Annotated in this window: 24 protein-coding genes and 1 tRNA gene; 5 read left to right on the top strand and 20 right to left on the bottom strand. The window is 60.1% G+C overall.

Features of this window, described 5'->3' with window-relative positions:
* Positions 1–83: 83 nt before the first annotated feature.
* Positions 84–515, top strand: coding sequence for a DUF1489 family protein (locus H0485_RS18075; RefSeq protein WP_226937325.1), 432 nt, complete (start codon positions 84–86; stop codon positions 513–515).
* 148 nt (positions 516–663) lie between these two features.
* On the opposite strand, the gene H0485_RS18070 is transcribed toward H0485_RS18075, so the two are convergent.
* Entirely contained in the window at positions 664–1,035 is a 372-nt protein-coding gene (locus H0485_RS18070) for a bactofilin family protein (RefSeq protein WP_226937324.1), read from the bottom strand.
* 1,042 nt (positions 1,036–2,077) lie between these two features.
* Between H0485_RS18070 and H0485_RS18065 the strand changes: the two genes are divergently transcribed.
* A tRNA-Ser gene (locus H0485_RS18065) sits at positions 2,078–2,167 on the top strand.
* A gap of 139 nt (positions 2,168–2,306) precedes the next feature.
* Entirely contained in the window at positions 2,307–3,599 is a 1,293-nt protein-coding gene (locus H0485_RS18060; protein WP_226937323.1) for a site-specific integrase, read from the top strand.
* Here the strand turns inward: H0485_RS18060 and H0485_RS18055 are convergent.
* The 11 genes from H0485_RS18055 to H0485_RS18005 form a co-directional block, all read right to left on the bottom strand.
* A complete protein-coding gene (locus tag H0485_RS18055; protein ID WP_226937322.1) occupies positions 3,581–3,769 on the bottom strand; it encodes a hypothetical protein in 189 nt (62 codons plus the stop codon). The two genes, H0485_RS18060 and H0485_RS18055, sit on opposite strands and share 19 nt — an antisense overlap.
* Positions 3,770–4,102: 333 nt before the next feature.
* Positions 4,103–4,297, bottom strand: coding sequence for a hypothetical protein (locus H0485_RS18050; protein ID WP_226937321.1), 195 nt, complete (start codon positions 4,295–4,297; stop codon positions 4,103–4,105).
* A gap of 151 nt (positions 4,298–4,448) precedes the next feature.
* On the bottom strand, positions 4,449–5,078 hold the full coding sequence (locus H0485_RS18045; RefSeq protein WP_226937320.1) for a hypothetical protein: 630 nt from the start codon (positions 5,076–5,078) through the stop codon (positions 4,449–4,451).
* Between the two features lie 59 nt (positions 5,079–5,137).
* The gene (locus H0485_RS18040) at positions 5,138–5,587 is read right to left on the bottom strand and encodes a hypothetical protein (protein ID WP_226937319.1); all 450 of its coding nucleotides are present in this window, start codon (positions 5,585–5,587) and stop codon (positions 5,138–5,140) included.
* Positions 5,588–6,024: 437 nt separating this feature from the next.
* Positions 6,025–8,412 carry a phage tail tape measure protein gene (locus H0485_RS22035; RefSeq protein ID WP_435531519.1) on the bottom strand — a complete coding sequence of 796 codons (2,388 nt, stop codon included), beginning with the start codon at positions 8,410–8,412 and terminating at the stop codon, positions 6,025–6,027.
* 13 nt (positions 8,413–8,425) lie between these two features.
* Positions 8,426–10,039, bottom strand: a complete 1,614-nt coding sequence (locus tag H0485_RS18030) for a terminase large subunit (RefSeq protein WP_226937346.1) — start codon at positions 10,037–10,039, stop codon at positions 8,426–8,428.
* Entirely contained in the window at positions 10,039–10,431 is a 393-nt protein-coding gene (locus tag H0485_RS18025) for a phage terminase small subunit P27 family (RefSeq protein ID WP_226937318.1), read from the bottom strand. Before H0485_RS18025 ends, H0485_RS18030 begins: the two co-directional genes overlap by 1 nt.
* Entirely contained in the window at positions 10,428–10,742 is a 315-nt protein-coding gene (locus tag H0485_RS18020; RefSeq protein WP_226937317.1) for a phage head closure protein, read from the bottom strand. Before H0485_RS18020 ends, H0485_RS18025 begins: the two co-directional genes overlap by 4 nt.
* Positions 10,739–11,161 (bottom strand): tail completion protein gp17, encoded by a 423-nt coding sequence (gene gp17 / locus H0485_RS18015; protein ID WP_226937316.1) that lies wholly within the window; start codon positions 11,159–11,161, stop codon positions 10,739–10,741. Before gp17 ends, H0485_RS18020 begins: the two co-directional genes overlap by 4 nt.
* Positions 11,158–11,616 carry an HK97-gp10 family putative phage morphogenesis protein gene (locus H0485_RS18010; protein WP_226937315.1) on the bottom strand — a complete coding sequence of 153 codons (459 nt, stop codon included), beginning with the start codon at positions 11,614–11,616 and terminating at the stop codon, positions 11,158–11,160. Before H0485_RS18010 ends, gp17 begins: the two co-directional genes overlap by 4 nt.
* Positions 11,616–11,918, bottom strand: coding sequence for a head-tail connector protein (locus tag H0485_RS18005; RefSeq protein ID WP_226937314.1), 303 nt, complete (start codon positions 11,916–11,918; stop codon positions 11,616–11,618). The genes H0485_RS18010 and H0485_RS18005 overlap by 1 nt, the downstream gene beginning before the upstream one ends.
* A 247-nt stretch (positions 11,919–12,165) precedes the next feature.
* Here H0485_RS18005 and H0485_RS18000 point away from each other — a divergent pair, with 247 nt between their 5' ends.
* A complete protein-coding gene (locus tag H0485_RS18000) occupies positions 12,166–13,428 on the top strand; it encodes a RelA/SpoT domain-containing protein (RefSeq protein ID WP_226937313.1) in 1,263 nt (420 codons plus the stop codon).
* Between the two features lie 125 nt (positions 13,429–13,553).
* Here H0485_RS18000 and H0485_RS17995 read toward each other — a convergent pair whose 3' ends face one another.
* On the bottom strand, positions 13,554–14,051 hold the full coding sequence (locus H0485_RS17995; RefSeq protein WP_226937312.1) for a hypothetical protein: 498 nt from the start codon (positions 14,049–14,051) through the stop codon (positions 13,554–13,556).
* Between the two features lie 123 nt (positions 14,052–14,174).
* Here H0485_RS17995 and H0485_RS17990 point away from each other — a divergent pair, with 123 nt between their 5' ends.
* Entirely contained in the window at positions 14,175–14,537 is a 363-nt protein-coding gene (locus tag H0485_RS17990) for a hypothetical protein (RefSeq protein WP_226937311.1), read from the top strand.
* Between the two features lie 60 nt (positions 14,538–14,597).
* On the opposite strand, the gene H0485_RS17985 is transcribed toward H0485_RS17990, so the two are convergent.
* From H0485_RS17985 to H0485_RS17955, 7 genes are all read right to left on the bottom strand, one after another.
* Positions 14,598–14,945, bottom strand: coding sequence for an HNH endonuclease (locus tag H0485_RS17985; RefSeq protein WP_226937310.1), 348 nt, complete (start codon positions 14,943–14,945; stop codon positions 14,598–14,600).
* Positions 14,945–15,670, bottom strand: a complete 726-nt coding sequence (locus H0485_RS17980; protein ID WP_226937309.1) for a tail assembly protein — start codon at positions 15,668–15,670, stop codon at positions 14,945–14,947. Before H0485_RS17980 ends, H0485_RS17985 begins: the two co-directional genes overlap by 1 nt.
* A 1-nt stretch (position 15,671) precedes the next feature.
* Positions 15,672–16,289: a hypothetical protein gene (locus H0485_RS17975; protein WP_226937308.1), complete on the bottom strand. Its 618-nt coding sequence runs from the start codon at positions 16,287–16,289 to the stop codon at positions 15,672–15,674.
* Between the two features lie 3 nt (positions 16,290–16,292).
* On the bottom strand, positions 16,293–17,795 hold the full coding sequence (locus H0485_RS17970) for a phage major capsid protein (protein WP_226937307.1): 1,503 nt from the start codon (positions 17,793–17,795) through the stop codon (positions 16,293–16,295).
* The gene (locus H0485_RS17965) at positions 17,792–18,127 is read right to left on the bottom strand and encodes a gene transfer agent family protein (RefSeq protein WP_226937306.1); all 336 of its coding nucleotides are present in this window, start codon (positions 18,125–18,127) and stop codon (positions 17,792–17,794) included. The genes H0485_RS17970 and H0485_RS17965 overlap by 4 nt, the downstream gene beginning before the upstream one ends.
* Complete coding sequence (locus H0485_RS17960) at positions 18,120–19,331, bottom strand: phage portal protein (protein WP_226937305.1); 1,212 nt, start codon at positions 19,329–19,331, stop codon at positions 18,120–18,122. Before H0485_RS17960 ends, H0485_RS17965 begins: the two co-directional genes overlap by 8 nt.
* A gap of 258 nt (positions 19,332–19,589) precedes the next feature.
* On the bottom strand, positions 19,590–19,793 hold the full coding sequence (locus tag H0485_RS17955; RefSeq protein WP_226937345.1) for a tyrosine-type recombinase/integrase: 204 nt from the start codon (positions 19,791–19,793) through the stop codon (positions 19,590–19,592).
* Between the last annotated feature and the right edge of the window lie 95 nt (positions 19,794–19,888).

Raw genomic sequence — 19,888 nt, 5'->3', positions numbered from 1 at the left:
AGAGGCAGAATAGGATCGGCGGCAGTGACGGTCAATCCGGCCAGGCCGCTTGCGGCGGCAGAGCGGCGGGATATGATTGCCCCATGGGATTCGTGAACCTTCTGAAGCTGTGTGTCGGTGCCGAGAGCGTCGAGGATCTGGAACTCTGGCAAAAGCAGAATGCCGGAGCCTGGCCTGCGGGACAGGCGGTGCATGTCACCCGGATGTGGCCCAAACGCGAGCAGGAGCTGCTGGCCGGCGGCTCGCTTTACTGGGTGATCAGGGGGGTGGTGCTGTGCCGCCAGCGCCTGACCGGGCTGGAGCGGGTTGAGACCGGCGATGGCATCAGCCGCTGCGCTTTGCTGCTTGATCCCGAGATCATCCGCACCGAGGGCGCGGCGCGGCGCCCGTTTCAGGGCTGGCGCTATCTGACAGCGGAAGAGGCGCCGCGCGATCTGCCAAAGGGGCGCAGCTCCCGCGAGGAGGCCCTGCCGCCCGAGATGGCGCGGGCCCTGGCCGAGATCGGTCTGCACTGAGAAACCGCTCAGCCCCTGGAAAAAGACTCTGAGCTGAGCTGTGCCGGCAGGGCGGATTCTGAGCGGACTTTTGCTGCGCGCCGGGCTTTCCCCGGCGCAGTGTGGCTGCCCCTGGGGGGCAGCTCGCTTCGGGTCTCTTCGGGCGGGATCAGCCCTTGAGGCGCGAGAAACGGCCCTCAATCGTGGCACCGCTTTCGATGACCAGCTTTTCATAGCTGACATCGGCCGTGACCTGGGCCGAGGCGCGCAGGGTGAAGCTGGCACTTTCCACGCGACCCTCGAGCTGGCCGGTAACTTCGACGCTTTTGGCCGTGACCGAGCCCGAGACCCGGCCCTGGGGACCGATGGTCAGGCTGTCGGCGGTGATATTGCCGTCAATTTCGCCCAGAACCTCAAGCGCGCCGGTCGAGGTGATCTCGCCGGTGATCTTCAGATCAGTGCCAAGCACCGAGCGGCTTGCATTGGTGCCGCCGCTGCGCGGTTGCGGCTCGGTTACAGGATCGCCGGTTTTCGAAAACATAAAGGGATCTTTCTGAAGTCATCCTGGCGGCGATAGAGCGGGATCTGCGTGGCGGGGTCAAGGGTGGCAGCAGGATTGCAGCCCCGATCAGCGGGAGGCAGCCGGGCAGGGGGCAGGTATCTGGGCTGCTGCAGCAGCGTTTTGGGGGAGAGAAGATCTCTCCGGTGCCGCGAGGCTGCAGCAGGCCATTCCGGGCCAGGTGATGCGCAGAGCAGCCGGTTGCGCGATGCAGGCTGCTCGGCCAGCCTTGCTGCGCGCGCCTGCCGGTGGTTCGGGCCAGGGTCTTAGGGCGAGGGACGGGGCTGGCGCCAGGGATGACAGGCTGCTGTGCCGCAAGGCGCAGCCAGGGGGCAGTTGCGGGGCCGCGGAAAGGGAGCCGCGGAACCTGCTCAGGTTGCGCGCCTGATCTGAAAGATGGCCCCGCACCTTGCAGGTCCGGCAGCAGGTATGACCTTTGCAACCGGCCGAGCGCGGTTGCAACGCGACAGGAAGATTTACCGCGCATCCCTCATTTGCTCCGACGGACCAGGGCGCCATCTGTTGCCCATGCCCATGCCCCGGCTCGTCGGCAGGATCGGGAAGCGTGCTTGCTTCTGCTCAGGGCGGCGCGCAGGCACCAGTCACAGGAGCCAGTCACAGGAACTGAAGGGGCAGATGTGGTTGCGAGGTCGGCGACTGTTTCTGAAGCCGGGGCTTGCCGGTGCTGCAGGCAAGGTGGCGTTCTGTGCTGCTGGGGCAGGGCGGGTCTCGCCCCGCCCTGTCTCAGCGCTGACTTCCCCCGGTGTTCAGCCAGGCGCTGCGGCGTGGCATCCGGACCCGGGCGGTCCCGGTGGGGCAGGCTGCCGGCACAGCGGCGAGCGGATCTCCACTTTCGGGCCGCAGCCGGCCCATTTGCGCCCCGGGCCTGAGCGGGGTTTTCAGATCTGAAAGGGCCGCGCGGAACCAACAGGGCTCTCCTTTAGCTTTTTTGATGTGAAAAGAACATGCTGAGTGAAGATCGGTCTTGAAGCCCCCCGCTGCCTGAGTATAGACAACGCCGCACGGACAGTTGGCCGAGTGGTCGAAGGCGCACGCCTGGAAAGTGTGTAGGCGGGGAACCGTCTCGAGGGTTCGAATCCCTCACTGTCCGCCATTCACACATATGTGATTGTTGTTAACCCATTGAATTAAAATGGTTTAGCCTTCTTTGGCGCCGATAGTGCCTCAAATCTGCTATACATTTTGCGTTACATTTTGTGTTACACTTGCCCTTGAACATCCGGGGCAAGGCTATGGCAATTCAGACGCGAAACGGTTCCGTGAAAGGAACCCTCTATCTCTATAAGCGGGTTCCCAAGCGTTACGCCTCAGTAGAGCCGCGCCAGTTCGTCTGGATCAGTCTGCACACAGATTCCCCTTCGGTTGCCAAAACCAAAGAGGCCGCTACATGGGAACAGATGCTGGCGGCATGGGAAGCAAAGCTTGCTGGTGACAGCGCGGATGCTGATCAGCGCTTTGCCGCCGCCCGTGATCTGGCAGAGGCTAGGGGCTTCCGATACATGCGGGCCGATCAAGTCGCCAAGCTCCCAGTTGAAGAATTGCGCGACAGGTTTGCCGCGGTTCCCGGCTTCAAGGATCGGCCCGACAGCCCCGACTTGCTGGAAGCCTCAGCGCTGCTTGGTGGCGCGAAAGAGCCGCCCCTTACCGTCACGAAGGCGCTGGACCTCTATTGGACGCTGGCCAAGGATAAGATCCTAGGTAAGTCAGAGGATCAGATCCGGCGCTGGAAAAATCCGAGAATCAAAGCTGTTAAGAACTTTGTCGCAGTAGTAGGTGACAAGGCAATGAAGGATATTACCGGCGACGATATGCTGGATTTCCGTAACTGGTGGATGGAACGGCTGGAAGAGGAAGACCTTACCCCGAACAGCGCGAACAAAGACCTGATCCACCTTGGCGACACTCTGAAAACCGTGAACCGGATGAAGCGCCTCGGGCTGGTGCTGCCGCTCACCGATCTGGCGTTCAAAGAAGGTGATGCAAAGGTTCGCCCGCCGTTCTCGGCCAAATGGATCACAGAGAAGTTGGCCGCGCCGGGTGCGCTGGACGGGCTGAACCCCGAAGCCAGGGCGATTTTGCTGGTGATGGTGAACACTGGCTGCCGCCCCTCGGAACTCGCGGCGCTATCTGCCAACACCATCCGGCTGGCACACAACGTGCCGCATATATCGATCGAGCCGGAAGGACGGCAGGTGAAGAGCAAGTATGCCAAGCGCACCATTCCCTTGCTTGGCATATCGCTGGATGCCTTGCGGGCGTTTCCCGAGGGGTTCCCGCGATATCGGGAAAGCAGCGCCAGCCTTTCGGCCACTATCAACAAGTTCTTGCGTGAGAACGGTTTGATGGAAAGCCCGGACCACACGCTTTACTCACTGCGCCATGCTTTTGAAGATCGGATGCTTGCTGCCGGGATTGATGATCGGATCAGGCGCGATCTGTTCGGCCATCGGCTGAACCGTGAACGCTATGGGGATGGTGCCACGCTGGAACACAAACAGCAGCTTCTTCAAGCTGCCGCTCTGTAACGTGCTGAAATGGCGCGGGCGCGGCTAACGGCATCGTCTTTGGCCTCATAGGCCGCAAGTTCCTGCTCGATGCGCTCGAACACCGGCAGATAGACGGGATCGGCCACAACAAGCGCGGCAGCCATGCGGTGCATTTTTTGTAGTTCGGCAAGGGTGACATGGGCAGACATAGGGCAGCCTCGGGCGCAATTATTCTATGCTGGTCACGGCATCACCTGTTCATTGAGGGGGTTGGGCGGGATGGGCGAAAGGTCCGCCCATCCCATCAGCATAAGTAAGGTTACTCAGCACCGCGCCGCTCGGAGTAGAGCCGCCGTGCCGTGTCGGGGTTCTGGCAATGCCGCCGCGCACTCACCGACTAATCGCAGCGCATTCATGGGTTCTGAGACCATCAGGTGCGCCAACCTGCTACATACCTTTACGGCAGTCCGGGCAGTGTGTCGCATCAGGGCCAAAGAAAAACGGGCGCGTGGTGAGCCCGTTTTGGTAGTGGTCAGTCTGCGTTACGCGGCCTTGGCCATCCCTACCACATTCTCAAAATCCCCCCGGCAGGCCTCAGGCAGCACGCCCGCACAGGCCAGCGCCTCGGCCAGCTTGTCGTTCAGGTCTGCGCCGCTGCTGGTAGCCGCAGCCATGAACGCGCCGGACAGATCAGCCAGCAGGCGGTGGTAGGTTTCGGTCGAGAGAAAGGTCGGCATGTCGTGGCATTCCAAGTTTGCTTCAATGACAGGAATCTAGGCCGAACGCCAAACAGACCGCAAGCACATTTTGTTAATTTATAAATATTTTCAATTAGTTAGGTAGCTAGATAGCTAGATAGCTAGATAGCTAGATAGCTGCGACCTACTTTCACTCGGCTGCCTCGGCCGCACCGAGCGAAGCCAAGTATTGATCCACCTCTTTCGGTGCAGCCTCTGCCTCTGCGATGTATAGCAGTTCATCATCGGTCAGCAGGCGCGCGGCTCCAGCGCGAAGTTCCTCATGCGCCCTTTTCTCGGCGCGCAACTTTCGCTGCGACTTGGCATTCTGTGGGCGCCGATGCAGACGCTTCTCATCAGCATTCATGCCAGACAGATCCGCATTCTTGCGCGGCGGACGCTTCAGCCGCTGCCTCGTGGCGTCTTTCCAAAGGCTGTATGCCGATTTGAATACTTCCCGGCCTTGCCGGTTGTAATACATCACGACTTTCTGCCGCAGCTTCCAGACGTCGGCAAATTCAGCCAAGGTCAAACCGGACGGCTCACCATACTTTTGATAATCGCGATGGAATTTAACGCTATCGGCTCCGTCATTGGAAACCGCTTTGCTATGCGCCTTAGACTGCGCGTCCACCTGGGCCTTGCTCTCAAGATCAGCCAAGATTGCGCGCAGGCGTGCCTTGCTCTCAGGAGTCGCCTTCTTGCTAGACCCCGGCTTCGTGCCAGACATTTCAACCATGAGCGCGGCATGCAGCGCTTGTGTATCCGTCGGATTGGACATAGATTCAGCCTTGGATTTGGACTTCCGAAAGGGTCAGCGTTGGCGCGCTGGCCCTTTCTCTATTCTGCGGCGCGCTCGATTTGGTCCGCAAGATCAGCGGCGACGCCAAAAGCGAGCGGATACTCTTGGCCGGTGATCGGTGAAATCAGTTTCACACCCTGCGCCATGCGCTTCACCTTGATGCCGGTCAGCGCGGCCATGCCCTCAATGAGCCGGTGCTTTCGCTCAATATCGGCTGGGGTCAGTTTTTCTGCAGCATCGCGCAGGACATCGGCCAAGGCTGGCACTTCTTGAACCGGAACCTCGCCGGAGAACCCCGGCAGCACCACTGCCACGCCGTCGGGAGTCTTTTTGGTGTCAGCAAAGGGCAGATCGGCAGGGATCACGCCCGCCGCGACTTTGGACCGGATGAAATCAGTGATCACATCAACAACAGTTTTCCCCTCGTTTTCGGCGATCAGTTGCAGTTGCTTGCCGCGTTCATCCGGCAGCTTGAGATTAAAGGACATTTACGACACCATTTGATAGATTGCTCACCGCCCATATATAGGCACTGGTGTTCCTATGTTCAAGTAGCATCCCGACACTTAATCACTCGCGTCAGATTTCCTGTCCGAGTTTTGGCGCAAGCTTTGTAATCCCGAGGCGGGTTTGAGGATGGGAGCGTCAGATTTCCTGTCCATGTCTCCGTATATGTATAGTTACTCTTTTATTAAGTATCTTATTCTTTACGGAAGCGTGGACAGGAAATCTGACACACCCTCTCCCGGTCGTATCGCGGGCTGCGCCCGCTCTCCTTCCCTCGGGATGATAAGCCCCGCGCCCCGGCTCCATACCTACAGGCCCGCAGAGACTCAGAGAGGGGTCGCACAGGCGCGTGACCCCTCTTTTCGCTCACACCCGCACCCGGCACCACAGGGGCGCTCCTGCGCCCTCTCCGTGAGTCTCAGCGCAACATGCCGCCCGGTCGCATTTGCTTGACGATCTCGTTCTGCACCAGCGCCCGGAACATGGCCTCGGATTGCTTTGCGACCTGTGCCGCCAGATCGGCATTTGCTTCGGGCGTTCCACCGCTGGCATTCACCGTCACCGGGGCGCTGATCGTGATCTGCGGTGCGGATGCCCTCGCAGAGTCCACAGAACGCGCGCTGGCAGCCTGTGCGATCTTTCCGGCGTCACCGACCAGCCCGCCGCTTGCATAGCCCTTGCGGGCGCTCTGGTGGAGTCTGTCGAGGTTCGCAGCCCCGAGGCGCTGCACCGTCTCTTTCGAGAACACATACTCCCCCTTGTGGACCACGCCCGCCGGTTCGTATTTCCCGCCCGGCCCGGTGAATCCGCCATCGGCAAAGCCCAGCAGCCCGCCGACGAACTCACCGATGCCACCACCGGCCCCGCCCGTGAACATGTTCACGAACATCTTGTTCAATTGCGCCTTAGCGATTTCCATCAGCAGACCGGCCAGTGCTTCCTCGGCAGAGGCAGCCCCGGTCAGGACGCTGGTAAACACGTCCGACAGCGCATCAGCACCTTTCTTGCCGCGATCCTCCACCGCCTGCAGATCATCGGCTGCCTTCTGGGCTGCATTGCCAGCCGCCACATGGGCCTGTGCCAGCCGGTCAATCTCGGCGGTCAGGGCGGGCGTGATTTGCTTCCCGGCCTGTTGCGCCGCGTTCAGCAGCTCGGCGCGGGTGCGGGCCAGTTCAATCGCATCAGCATATCCGGTCCCGGCTTCCCGGGCCGCGACAAGCGCCACCGCCTCGGCCTCCAGAGCGATCCGCTTCTGGTTCAGCCCCTGGACAACGCGGGCGAATTCATCACTTGCGGTAGCACCGCCACCGCCCTTGCTTTTGCTGCTTTCCTGCAGCGCGTCCGGAACACCATCGCCATCCATATCTGCTTCCCAGCCATCCGGGCGGGCATTGGGGCGCGGGCTGGCGGCAACATAGGTGGCCGGGTTCGGCGGCATCAGGCTGTCGACAGTGCCGACAATTGGCGTGGCGGGGTCAGTGGGCGATGCTGCGCCGGGCAGTGAGCCGCGCAGCGTCCTTGCCAGACCGATCAGGCCAGTCATGACACCGCCCATGCGCTGCATTTCAGCAATGGCGCGGGTGAAGGATACGCCGTCTACGTCCTGCAGAGCCGTGAAAGCGGTCTCTGCATCACGCTGCACCGCCTGAATCTTCTCTGCGAACTCATCGGCGGTGATTGCGCCCTGTGCATAGTCCCGCGCCACCTCGCGCAGCCCCTCCGCATAGCTGCGGATAATAGCCGCCTGATCTGCCATGCCCATGGCGTCGAGCTGATCGGCAAGCGCGCTCATCTGGCTGGCGGTCCCAATCGCCTCATGTCCCAGAGAGTCGTATTGCGCCCGCAGCGCCTCCACATCATGCGAGACAGCTTCAAGCGCGTCACGGTCCTGCGCCAGAGCGTCATAGACGCCATCACCCAGCACAGCCCGCCCTGCGGCCTCATCCGGGAACAGCTCATCCATCCTGGCCCGCAGGTCCACCAGCTCGGCTCCGGTGGCGACAAGCCCGATAATTGTAGCCTTTGCCCAGTTGGACGCGGTTGCCGTCATGGCAAGCCATTTAGCGTCAACCTCGGCGGCCTTGCGGATCAGTTCCTCATCCAGCACCGCGCCGGTCTCATGGGCGCGCTGGATGGTCTGGCGCAGGGCTGCCTCACCCTGGCCCAGAAGGGCAGAGAACTGTTCGCCACCGGCCCCGCCAAAGATTTCTTCAAGAAGGAAGGACTGGCTGGCCTGATCCAGTTGAGACAACCGCTCGAGGATTTCCACCATCAGGTTTGAGGGGTCTTTCAGCTTCCCTTTCAGTTCCTCGGCGGAATAGCCCAGCTTCTTGAAGGCTTCCGCACCGGCCCCAGTCCCATCAAGGAAGAACTCGCCCGCCCGGATATGCAGCTCTTTGAAACCATCTGTCAGGGCGTCGATACCGATGCGGTTCTGCTCGGCGACGAACTTCCACTCCTGAAACGCTTCAAGGCCGATCCCGGCGCGCTTCGCCTCATTGGACAGCTCTGCCATCTCTTTGGTGAGGTTGCGCACAGCGCCGACAGCACCGGCCACGCCGATGCCTGCACCCATACCCAGCATCCCCGCCACCTGCGGCAAGCTGATATTCCTGAAGGCATTGCCGATACGCCCGCCCAGCCCCTCATAGGTTCTGGCGATGTTGTCGGCGGATTGCTTCGCTTTGGCCTCCATCTGCCGCGCAGCGCGGGCCTGGATGGAATTGGCGCGGGCAAAGTCGCGCTGAAGATTGCGCGTCTGCGCCTCCAGCTTGATGATCAAGCCCATCATATCGGCGTCGGACATACTCAGTTACCTTTTAAATCGTGGTCAGGCCCAGAACATCCGGGTCATCATAGCGGGATTTCTTGTTGTGGGCGGTCACGGCGCGCGACACTGCCATGGCCGATGCAACGGCGGCATCAATGCGGCCATTGCTGCGCTGCTTGTGCATCCGCACCAAGCCGGATTGCGGGTTCTGGCTCACGGCCACATTGTCAAAATGCTGGCGCAGCACAGGGTCGCCGTCATGCCGGATCATCTCGCCATTCACCACGCGCACCAGATTTCCGGTGGCTTCGGACATGATCACCGCACTTTGCGGATGGGTGAACACCGGCAGGCCATCATCGGACAGGTTCTGCGACAAGACGCGGGCCAGCGCGGGGTCCACCGCGATCTCTTGCACGTCATAGGTGCCGCAAAGTTCGCGGATATGGTCTTCAACTTGGCGCTGGTCGATCACGCCACCGGGGCAAAGCTGGATCAGGTCACGGTCAGCCCATTGCTGGTAAGGCGCGCGGTCGCGGTGCGCGCGGCTTTCCAGATCGGCACCCGGCACAAAGCAGGTATTGCGCAAGGTGATCTGCCCATCCGGGTGCCGGAAGGCAATCGCTACGGCAGTCAAGTCGCCGGTCTGCGACAGGTCCACGCCGATATAGGCCGGAAGTGCTTCAAGGTCGGCAGGATCATCATCGAGCTTGCGGGCGTCATAGGTCGGCAGATCAAACAGCGGGTCACGGCTGTTGGCCTGCCAGATGTTCAGGTTGAATTGCCGGAAGCTGGCAAGCTCGGACGGGTTGCCCTCGGCCTCTTTCGCCAGCGCCCGCAGGCCCGAGAGTGAGGGGAAGCCAAAGGGCAAGCCGGGGTTCACCTTGCACCAAACCTGTTCATCCCGCCAATCGTCATCCGGTTCCGCCATGAACAGCACAGGCAGATACTCGGGGTTGACGATCTCGCCCTTTGCCACCTGCACCGCGTAATTGAACTGATCAGCCGCCAGCCCCTCAGCACCGCGCCCCGCCGTGGTGGCGATGACCATCAGCGTGTCGTCGGTCTTAGCCTGACCTGATTTGATCGCTTCCCAGAGGTCGCGGCCTTTCCAGGCGTGGATCTCATCAATCAGGGTGAAGCTCGGGGTCAGGCCATGCGCTGCGCCGCCATCCGAGGCCAGCGCGGTCAGCGTGGTGCCGTTCCGCAGATAGGTGATCTGTTTCTTGCTGTTGAAGGCATCGCGGATTTTGACCGCATCCAGCAGGCGGCGATCTTCGCGGATGATATTGGCGGCCTCACGGAAACCGATGGACGCCTGTTCGCGGTCACAGGCGGCAAAGAGCACCTGCCCGGCAGCGCGGGATTCCGGGCCGAACAAGTGCAGCAACGCCAAGGCAGCGGCCAAACTGGTCTTGCGGTTGCCCCGAGGCAGCAACAGCATAACGGTCTTCACGATCCGGCTGCCGTCAGGGTTGCGAGGCCCATAGATCATGCGCACAATCCGCTCCTGCCAAGGGTAGAGCTGAAAGCCGCGACCCTTCGCCTTGCTGTTCGGATGCCGCAGAAGCCTCAGAAACTGAACCGCCCGCTCTCCATGCTCGAGAGGGTCAGGGATGGGCGAATTATCAAATACCCACGCCGGGAAGGTGCTACCTGCCATCATGCCACCGCCAGCGGGTTGTCGGTGTCATCCTCGGCTTCAGGGGCAGCCCCCATCCGCGCCCGGCTAGTCGGGGTCAGGCCATATTCAGCGGCAAGCTGGCGGGCTGTTTGCGCATAGCGGATTTGCAACCCTGCCAGCTTCAGGTCAGGCACCGGGTTCAACGCAAGAATATCCGCGATCTGGCGAACCGCGCCCGCCGCCACGCAATAGTTCTCGATGCCTGCCAGATCGGCCCGCGTGATCATCTGCCGGGCGATCAGTTGCGGCATGATGCGCCGCCACTCGGCCTTGGCGTGGCTGGTCAGCCAAGCCGGTGCAGGCGGTGCTTTGGTCAGGGCCTCGGCATCGACAGCGGGTGCGGGCTTCACGCCGCGCAGGTGCTTGCTCATGCTGCCACCGCCCGAAGCTCGATGCCTTTGCGCCGCCCGATTTCGGCAATGGCGACGATGTTCCAGACCTTCCCGCCATGCAGGATGCGATCAGACACGGCCACGCCGGGCAGCCAGCGCAGCAGGAACACCGCGTTATTGCTCATGCCTTCGCCGAAGGTGGTCAGGAACTCGGACAGGCCCGACTGGCGCAGCTCGGCCTTGCCGCTGGCATAGGTGGTCCAGGTCTGCACCGCCTGCCGGTTCGGTCCGAGGCTTTCAGAAAGGCGTTGCAGCTCGATCCGATGTTGCAGTTTTCCGGCCCGCATCATTCAGCCCTCCACCGCAGCACCGCCCGCAGAGCGATGGTGCCATGGGTGTAACTGCGCTCGGGTGCAGGGTCGCGCATCCACACCAGTTCCGGGCGCTGCCAGTCATCAATGGCAAAGCCATCGGACCGGGGCGCATCCATCAGGGCCAGCATCGCGGCACCCGCAACGGCCTGCGCAACCGTGCTGCCATCCTCCACGGCCCAGAGGTGCAGCATCATGCGGACCTCGGCCACGACATGGCCGCCCGAGGCATGGCCCAGAAAGGCCACCCGTGCGGGTGCCAGCACAATTGCAGGCAGATTGTCGGGGCGAATGGCACCGGCCCGGATATTCACCGGGTCCACATGCCCGGTGATCTTCGGATCGGCTGCAAGCAGATCACCGATCAGGGTTTGAAGCGACAGACTCGGATCGGTCATTGCTGCGCCACCTTTTTGGCCTCGGCGCGGATCACACGGCGCAGGCGGTTCTTCACGCGGGTCATATTCAGCCGCCACGCGGGCAGCAGGAACGGCTCAGCGGGCATGGTGCCGGTGCTGGTGCCGTCTTTGTGGTGGCGTTCCTCGGTGCCGAACTCCACCAGATGGCCATGCCGGGCCTCGGGGCTGCCTGCCGTGACGAATGCCTGCCCATCCTCGGCGGTGCGCTTGCCACCATCGGCAGCATAGGCGGGCGTGGTTTCACCGGGGCCGGTGGCATCAATCGAATCCGCAAGGCTGCCCGTGCGCCGTGAAGCCTCTGCCAAGGCGCGGGCATCGGCTGCGATTTCCTCGGCAGATTTCTTCAAGGCAGGGTTCAGGGCGGCAGCCACAGCAGCCGGAAGCGCCGCCAGCTTGCGTTTAAGCGCATCGGCCCCTTGGACATAGCGGGCCATTACGGGGCCACCGTGTCGGGCTGGTAGCCGGTTACGCGCTCTTTCAGCGGCGACAGCAGGTCATGGACGCCGAAGGGGAGTTGATAGGGACTGGCAAAGGTCACGCCCTCGCGGCTCTCATACTGGTGCGCCACCAGCAGGAGGGCTGCCTGCACCATCAGCGCGTTGTCAGCGGTGAAGGGTTGCCCGGTATAGGCCGCGACCCAGAGCGCCGCCACGTTGGCATAGTGGCTCAGCAGATCTGGGTCGCGGTCGTCGTCAAGATTCAGGTGCGCCCGGATGAGGGGCAAGGGAACGGACATGGAACACTCACAACAGCACTAACTGTTATAATGTAACATTACCCGCGCAGCGTGTGAATCCTGAAAAAGTTATATTCCGGCGTATCTTGCGCGCAGCACCACACGCCGGTTCCCTGAATAGAGTGGAAATTGAGAGATACCCCCCCCCCCGCATATCATTTCTTACCCGCACCTCGACAGCACGAATAGCATTTGACTCTCCCGACAGGTTTACGACTATCTTACCCAAAACTGGGTGAATTTGAAAATGACATCAAAGACTAAAATTGATAAAGCCGGACGATACCTTAGCGATTCAAATCGTGACTATGATGAGGAAATGCTTGAACTCGAGGGGGTTTTCGATGAATATCGAAAGAAGCACTTGGATCCCCTGACGAAACTAACTCTTGAGCTTCAAGGATGGCTGCAAGAGAGGGGTGGCGACTACTATATAGCTCAAAGGCTTAAAAGAAAGCCTCAGATATTACGAAAACTTAACAGATTTAGCGTTAGACTTACTCAACTGCAGGATATCGGCGGATGCAGGATCATTGTTGATGACAACAATGATGTTAATAAACTTTTTGACTTCATATCCGGTAAACTTAATGACAGCAATTTCGCAAAGGTAGCGCGAGTAACCGACTACAGGGAAGCGGGAAGAGATGATACCGGCTATCGCGCCCTGCATATAATATTAGAAGTGTCCGGCAAAATGTTGGAACTCCAGATACGTAGTAAAATCCAGCACTACTGGTCGGAAAGTATCGAAAGAACATCTGTAATTTATGGATTTCGCCTCAAAGAAAAAGAAGGAGATCCGCTTGTCATAGATTACTTCAAGGAGTTTTCAAACTGTCTTCACGAAGTGGAAGTTAGCCGCCAAATACCGACAAAGATGGAATTAACCCTCCAGGAGAAGAGGGAAATGGCGGAGGCGATAATAAACTCTGCATCACGTAAAGGGCAGATCTCTGGCTTCATAAATGAGAATGTCATATTGTCCATGAGTCAGATGGAAAAAAGTAAGGCCGGCCATTTTAATAACTGGATCTTGGTTTTTGACTGGACAGACGGAAACTTCGTTACTTGGGAAATGGTCAGCAGGGATTCGGATGCAGCAACCGAGGCTTACCTTAGATATGAATCTGAGTTTCCTGAGGATGAGAACAAAGAGGTGGTAATGATTGGGACATCGAACGTCTCAAATATCCAGCATACGCATAGTCACTACTTTGGAATTGACCATCACAATACCGCTCTTGAAGGGATGGAAAAGTCCATTATAGGTCTTTCGAAGAGAAGCAAGGTAGATGTAGGTGCGAGACGAATACTGATGACCATGAAGAACCGAACATTTTGGGGGCCTAAGAAGGTAATGGTTGCGACCCTGAAAAATCACTTCTGTGGCAATATCGCAAGCTTCGACTACTCGCTGGATGAGCTGAGAGCATTGGATGTCGTTATCGGCACCGATCCGATTTCTCTGGACGTAAGAAAACGAACTGTCATTGACGACTTGATTTAACGCGGATCTGCATATCCCTTCATATACGCGCCCCGCAGATCGTCGGGGCGGAGCACCTCATCCACCGACCTGCCCTTATCCACCCCATTGCAGATGGTGAACCAGTTCACGCCGGTGCACTCAACCTATTGCCGGTAAGTCCGTGCTTCTCCCTCATGTGTGATGGTCTTGGAGTTCATCTGGCCTCGGCGCTTATGCGATTCATCGGGCGCAACCGTCAGCGCATCCGATACCGTCCAGCCAGTGCGCAATCTCGCATGTATCGCACCGGCTGAAATGCCTGTGCGCTCTGACCACTCCCTGACGGTCAGCGCTTCCCCATCGTATTCCAACCGCCTGTTTCGTGTTCGGGTCGGTTGGATTCTGGCCGGTGGCAGCTTTGGCCGAGGCGGCAGCGGGTGGGCATCGGCCAGACGCTTCTGCATCCGATCAAGCAGCGCATCCATATCAATGCCAGCAAGGCTGCACACCTCGGCCAGATCATCGCTAGGGGTCGTCAGGTAGGCTCGAGCTTCATGGGCCTGTTGGATGCGCCGGGACTCGCCTGCGCTTGTCGTGGGGGCGTTCAGGGCGTCATTGATCGCACACAGAAGCACTTCCTGCCAAAGCTCACGCTCCGACATTGGCCCGCCCATTTCGCACACCGCTGAAAAATATACACATACTCACCCCTTCGGCCTCATAGGCGCGTAGATTGCAATGGGTGATAAACTTTCATATCTAAGGGTCAGCCTTAGGAGAGATAATTGAAGAAACTTGCCCTCATCCCGCTTTTACTTATTGCAGCCTGTTCGCAGCCCACCGGGATGACGGGTAAGATGTCTGATGGCGCGCCAGTCGTGATTCAGCGCGTCGTGCATCCAGGCTTCCTTGAGGATTTCACGCTGATCTCCCCGGAGGGCTGGAGCTGCAAGACGACCCTCGACTGGAACAAGCACCTGAACACGCCCTACACCACCACAGCGCGCCTGCCGCTCGCCTGCGATAACGGCCAGACCGGCTACGCTCTGATCACCGTGCCGCACCTGCGCCGCGGCTATGTGCAAGCAGGCCAAAGCTCGATCACCTTCACGCTCAAGAATGGGCGCAGCGGCATCGTTCACTACTGACAAGACTTGCTTCTTTTTGATTGCTTGGAGTTTGGGCATTCGCTGGCTCAGTGAGACTGTTCACGTTCCGACATTGGCCCGCTCTTGCCGCTGCTTCTCGGAATCATGGCAGCGCTTGCACAGCGCCTGCAGGTTGTTCCAGTTCATCACCAGTGCGCGGTCGCCGTGGTGGCGCTTGATATGGTCCACCACTTCGGCCTCACCGCCGCAGAAAGCACAGGTCAGGTGCAGGCGCAGGAACTCGGCCCGCAGTGCCTCCCATTCGCGCGTATAGCCGCGCTGGCGGCTGTTTGGTCGCTGGGCATCATGGCGACGGCCTCGGGCGCGGATACGGTCACGCTGGCAGGCACAGAGGCTGCCAGCGGCCACAATGGCACCGCAGGAACAAAGGCGCGGTGGTGCAGGCATTAACGCTCTTCGCGGCTGAAAAGCGGAAGCAGAGGGTTGGAGCCACTGCTGGTGTCATTGGATTTCTTCTCGTCTGTCGCGTTGCCAACGAACGAACCGAACAGCGTATTGATGTTCAAGGGTTGCTTTTGCTTGCCCTTCGGACCCACCTTGGTGGTCAGAATGCCGTTGATCATGGTGCCGCCGCAGATGACTTCGCCGTATACGATCGGAATGATCCCGCCTTCGCGGGTGGTGTTGACAGGACCGGATGAGGTGAAGTTCTGATCTTCGCTCTCAACCTTTTGTTGCGGCGCAAGCAGCGAGGCCACGCCGGTCAGCAAAAGGCCCGTGCCTAATGAGCCTGCAACCGAAGCCATTGACATAGTGCCGCCTGCAAACAGCGGCGCAGCCAGGGCAGCGCCACCGAAAGCAGAAAGGCCAATCAGAGCGATACCCGCGATGATCTTGCCGATACCGCCGCGCTTGGAACCTTTCAGCACCGGGACGATGTGCAGGTCTTGCTTGCCGAGTTTGAAACCGGGCAGATCATCTTCGCCAAGCTCCATGCCGTTCTTCTGGGTCTTACCCACGACAACGCGATAGAATCCTTCGCGGATGAAGTTGGCGAAGTTCGAGAAATTTGCCCGCAAGGCCTGAATGGCCTCGGGGACGGTCTCAACCGCGAAGTCGTGGCGATGACCAAAGGATTTTCCAAGGTTGCCGTAAAGGTGAATAGTGCGCATTTCACATAGCTCTCAGGCGGGCCAGTCCGGCCCGGTCAAATTCGGGATCGAACCCCTGTTCATCAATCTGGCGCAGGCGTTCTTTGGAATATACTTCTGCGCCTCCGGCTTTGTCTGATGGGATGCCAGCTTGGCGCAGTTCACGCTCGGCGCGGGCCTCTAGCGCGGTGACGATCTCGGCCACACTGGCGTTCCAGACTTCCGAGGGGGGCCAGCGCAGCCAGCTTGTTGCCTGACTGAACAGTTCGGTGAAGAACCGGGCCAGGGTCATGCGCTCGGCTTGTCGGGCTGGTGAAGGGCTTGCCTCGCCCTCGGCTGGCGCAAGGATGGACGCCAGAAGGGCGAGGCAGGCCGCCTGTGCTGGACCAAGAAACTGCACAAGCGGAAGGCCTGCAGCATAGGCCAGAAGCTTTTCCGCTTCCTGCCGATCGGTCGCACCAGCACGAATGACCGAATGCAGCGCGGTGATCTTCTGGCGGGCGATCCCATCCCAGAGGGATGCGATACCGCCCGGCAGAGCTTCAAGGGCGACCGCCACCTGCAAGGATGCCCGCAGCGTCACGGCATGAACGCCGATTTGCAGTAGGACTTCCGTTACAGGTCGCAGCGCCTTCGCCATGGCTTACGCGGCCATCTTCAGCTTGCGGAAGACATCGGTGCGCACGACCCCTGCCCCAACGCGGCGCCGCGCATGGAAGCGCGCAAGGCCGGTGATACGCTGCGTCAGCAGGTCAGGCATCACATCTAGCGCCACGCGGTCATAGATGCGATAGCCCGCTTTGAAGTCGCCGAAGATAATCGGCGCGGCAGCGGCCACCACATTCGGCATATCCAGAGCTTCCACGACCGGACGCCCGAGGATGGTTTCCGGCTGGCCCGCCTGATAGCTCGGCTGCCAGAGGTAGTTGCCGTTGCCGTCTTTCAGCTTGCGCACGGTCGCCAGCGTGGTGCCGTTCATCACCCAGGAGCCGCGGTTCCGGTAGGTGGCGGGCATCGCATAGAACAGGTTGATCAGCGCATCAGCCGAGAGGTTGGTGGCGTGGCCGTTGGCAACCTCGGCAATGCCCGCAGCGGTCATGAAGCCGGCCGGCTCGGTCGCAGCGGTGCCGTTCACAAAGGCCGTGGCCTCTTTCGCGCCAAAGTCTTCGGCCAGCGCAAGGCGAACCTCTGCCTCCACGTTGCCCGAGTCCTCCAGCATCCGCAGCGACAGGTCCACATAGGTCGCCAGTTCCTTCACCGTGATCTCAGACTGGTCAAAGGTCGGTTCCGAGGCGGTGCGGGCCGTGGTCTCTCCCACCCAGACGGCATTGGTGATGCCGGTGCGTTTGGGCAGCAGGATGGTATGGCTGGCGGTGGTCCTTACATCGGCAATCGCGCGGATCGGGCTGAACTCGACCAGATTGCGGATGAACTCGCCCGAGGTTTCTTCCGGGGCCAGAACATAGGCCGGAGCATCGGCGGCAACCGTCAGGGCCTTTTGGTCGATCTGGCCCGATTGCAGGAAGCTGACGAAAGCCTTCTTGTCGGCATCGCCCTGCACAATGGCAGGTGCGCCCAGACGCTGGCCTTTGGCTTCCAGCTTGTCGAGACGCGACAGAACCGCGTTCAGGGCCTTTTGGTCGATTTCCGGCGCATTGGCCGGGGTTTGGGTTTCTTGGTTTTCCAAGAGGGTATCCTTTTCACTCGATACAGATTTAACAGAGGTGATCTGCGCACCCGGATGGGCCGGGACCGCAACAATGCTGATTTCATGCAGTTCAAGGGCGCTGATCGTGCGGCCCTTGGCGTGGCGCTTTGCGTCTTTGGTGACGAAACCGATGGACAAGCCCGAGACCGCGCCCGCCTTGACCATGGCGCGAACCTCGCGGGCGCGTTCAACTTCATCCACCAACAGGCGGCCTTTGACGGTCAGGCCGGTATCGGTTTCTGCGAATTCATCCCAGACGCCGATCACCTGCGCCTGATCATGGGCAAAAAGCATGGGCAGCGTGGCCGGGCCGGTGAACGCGCCTTTCTCGATCACATCGCCCACGCGGTCAGGCGAGCCGAAGGGCCATGCGGTGCCGCTGATCTCGCCAGCGTCCGAGACCGACAGCGCGGCCTTGATCTCGATGCGGTCGCTCATGCGGCCACCGGCAGGGCTTCATCGGCCTTGGCACCCCAGCGGGCCGCCATGATCTCAAAGGCGAGGCTCAGCACCTCGGCCAGCGGGCGGTTGACGCCATAGGCATCGCAGAGGCGCTTGGCTTGCTCGGGGTTCATGCCGCCGCCGATCAGGCCAAGGCGGATGATCTCGCGCAGATATTCGGCGGGATAGGCCAGATTGAGCATTTGGAAATAGAGCGCACCGACACCAAGGCCGGTGATCTGTTCCAGCTCGGCCAGCATGGGGTCGGTCAGGGTGAAGGTATATTCGGCATCACCAAAGAAAGCGCGGTGGCTGATCTGGTCATTCATCTTGGGAATCCTTGGGGGCGTCCGGTGCGGGGGCTGCGCCGGGCGTGGTGGTGAAGGGGTTGGAAAGCTCATTGCCCTCGGGCAGCGCGGTCAGGTTCAGACCGGCGCGCACCTCATTGGCGGTCATGGCGCCCATGGCGCGGTATTGGCTGTAAGCCGTGGCGCGGGCCGCGAACTCCACCGACAGCAGATCGTCGGGCGTGGCTTCGATATAGAAGGCACCGCGTTCCTCGGGTGCCAGAAGCACCCGCGTATAGGCGGCCTGCCAGCGCGCGATCCAAGGCCGCAGGGTGCCGGTCAGGAAGTCGCGGTGCGATTGTTCAAAGTTGGACCAAGTGCCACGCGACAGTTCATAGAGCAGCGCAGGCGGCACATTGAAGGCGCGGGCGATCTCGCGCACCTGTTCGCGCCGGACCTCGGAAAACTCGGCATCGGCCAGCTTCACCGCAATCTCTTTGAAGGTCATGCCCTCATCAAGAATGGCGGTAGAGCCAGACTGTTCGCCGCCATGCGATTGAAACCAGCTGGTCGCCAGTTTCTTCATGGTCTCGGCTTCCAGCTTGTTGGGATGAAGGATCACGCCCGAGGGTCGCCCGCCATTTTTGAAGAAGCCGGACAGATGACCCTCGGCAGCAAGCGCCAGCGCGATAGCCTCGCGGGCCAGCACGACAGGCGAGACGCCCCGCAGGCCTTGGATATGCAAAACATCATGGTGCGCCAGAACTGCATTGCCGCCGTTCTTCAGCTGCACCCGGTAAGACGGTTCGCCAAAGTCGTCATATTCGATAGAGACCGCGCCGGGGTCCATGCGGTGAAGTTCGACCGGACGGCCTTCCACGCGGACCACTTGCGCAAAGCCGTGGCCGGTCAGCAGCGCATCGGCGGTCAGAAGTTCGCGCAATTCCTCGGCGCTGGTCCAGTCATTGGCCCAGTCATGCACCAGCGAATAGGACGGGTGATCCTTCGCCGCGTCCTTGCTCTCGGCATAGGTCTTGAACGGCAGAGTGGCGACGGATTCCGCAATCAGCGACACGGCCCGGCGCACAGCAGGAACGCGCATGGCACTGGCGGCGGTGACAGTTACACCCGAAGCGGAAGGGGCGATGCCGAACAGCGGCAAGGCTGCCGGATCGGTCAGGCGAATTGACTTCTGTTCGGAAACGCCTCGCCCGGCAATGCGGGCGAGGCTGGACATGATACCCATGCGAAACTCGTAAGAATACTACCGGAACAGAATCCCATAGGTTGATTCAAGGCGCAAGAGGAATTGTTATACATTTTGCTATACATTTAGCTATACGAGTTTTCCTTAAGTATCTGATAACAAATGATTTTATGTGATTGTATTCTGGATTTGTCGGACTCACTGTCCGCCATTTTATCAAAATATCCTATATTTGTCAGCCGCTTACAGAGCGGTTTGTCAAGCCGTGTTGTTAGGTTTGACAGTTCATAATCATCCTTATTTCCTCCCGAGCGCAAGCATTGCCTGCGCTGCGAGGTCTCTTCGGCCTGCCGCGACCGTGTAATGGGTCACTTCGGCAAGCGACTTATGACCTGAGATAGCCATAATCTGGTGTGGTGTGCAGCCTGCTTCAGCAAGCCTGCGGCAAGTTGCTTTGCGCAGTCCATGCGTAAGCCTGCGGTGAGGGCCGTCTGCTCTGATTGAGCAAATGGTCTTAAGGCATTGCCTTATGGCATGCGCTTCAGTTGTTTCACCAATCGAGATTTTCGCCGCCGATGAGGTTGGCCGTCGTCGGC

The organism is Pseudogemmobacter faecipullorum (genome assembly GCF_020539525.1).
GTDB lineage: Bacteria > Pseudomonadota > Alphaproteobacteria > Rhodobacterales > Rhodobacteraceae > Pseudogemmobacter > Pseudogemmobacter faecipullorum.
The sequence above is the reverse complement of the archived record's forward strand: the minus strand, read 5'-3'. Positions and strand labels throughout refer to the sequence as shown.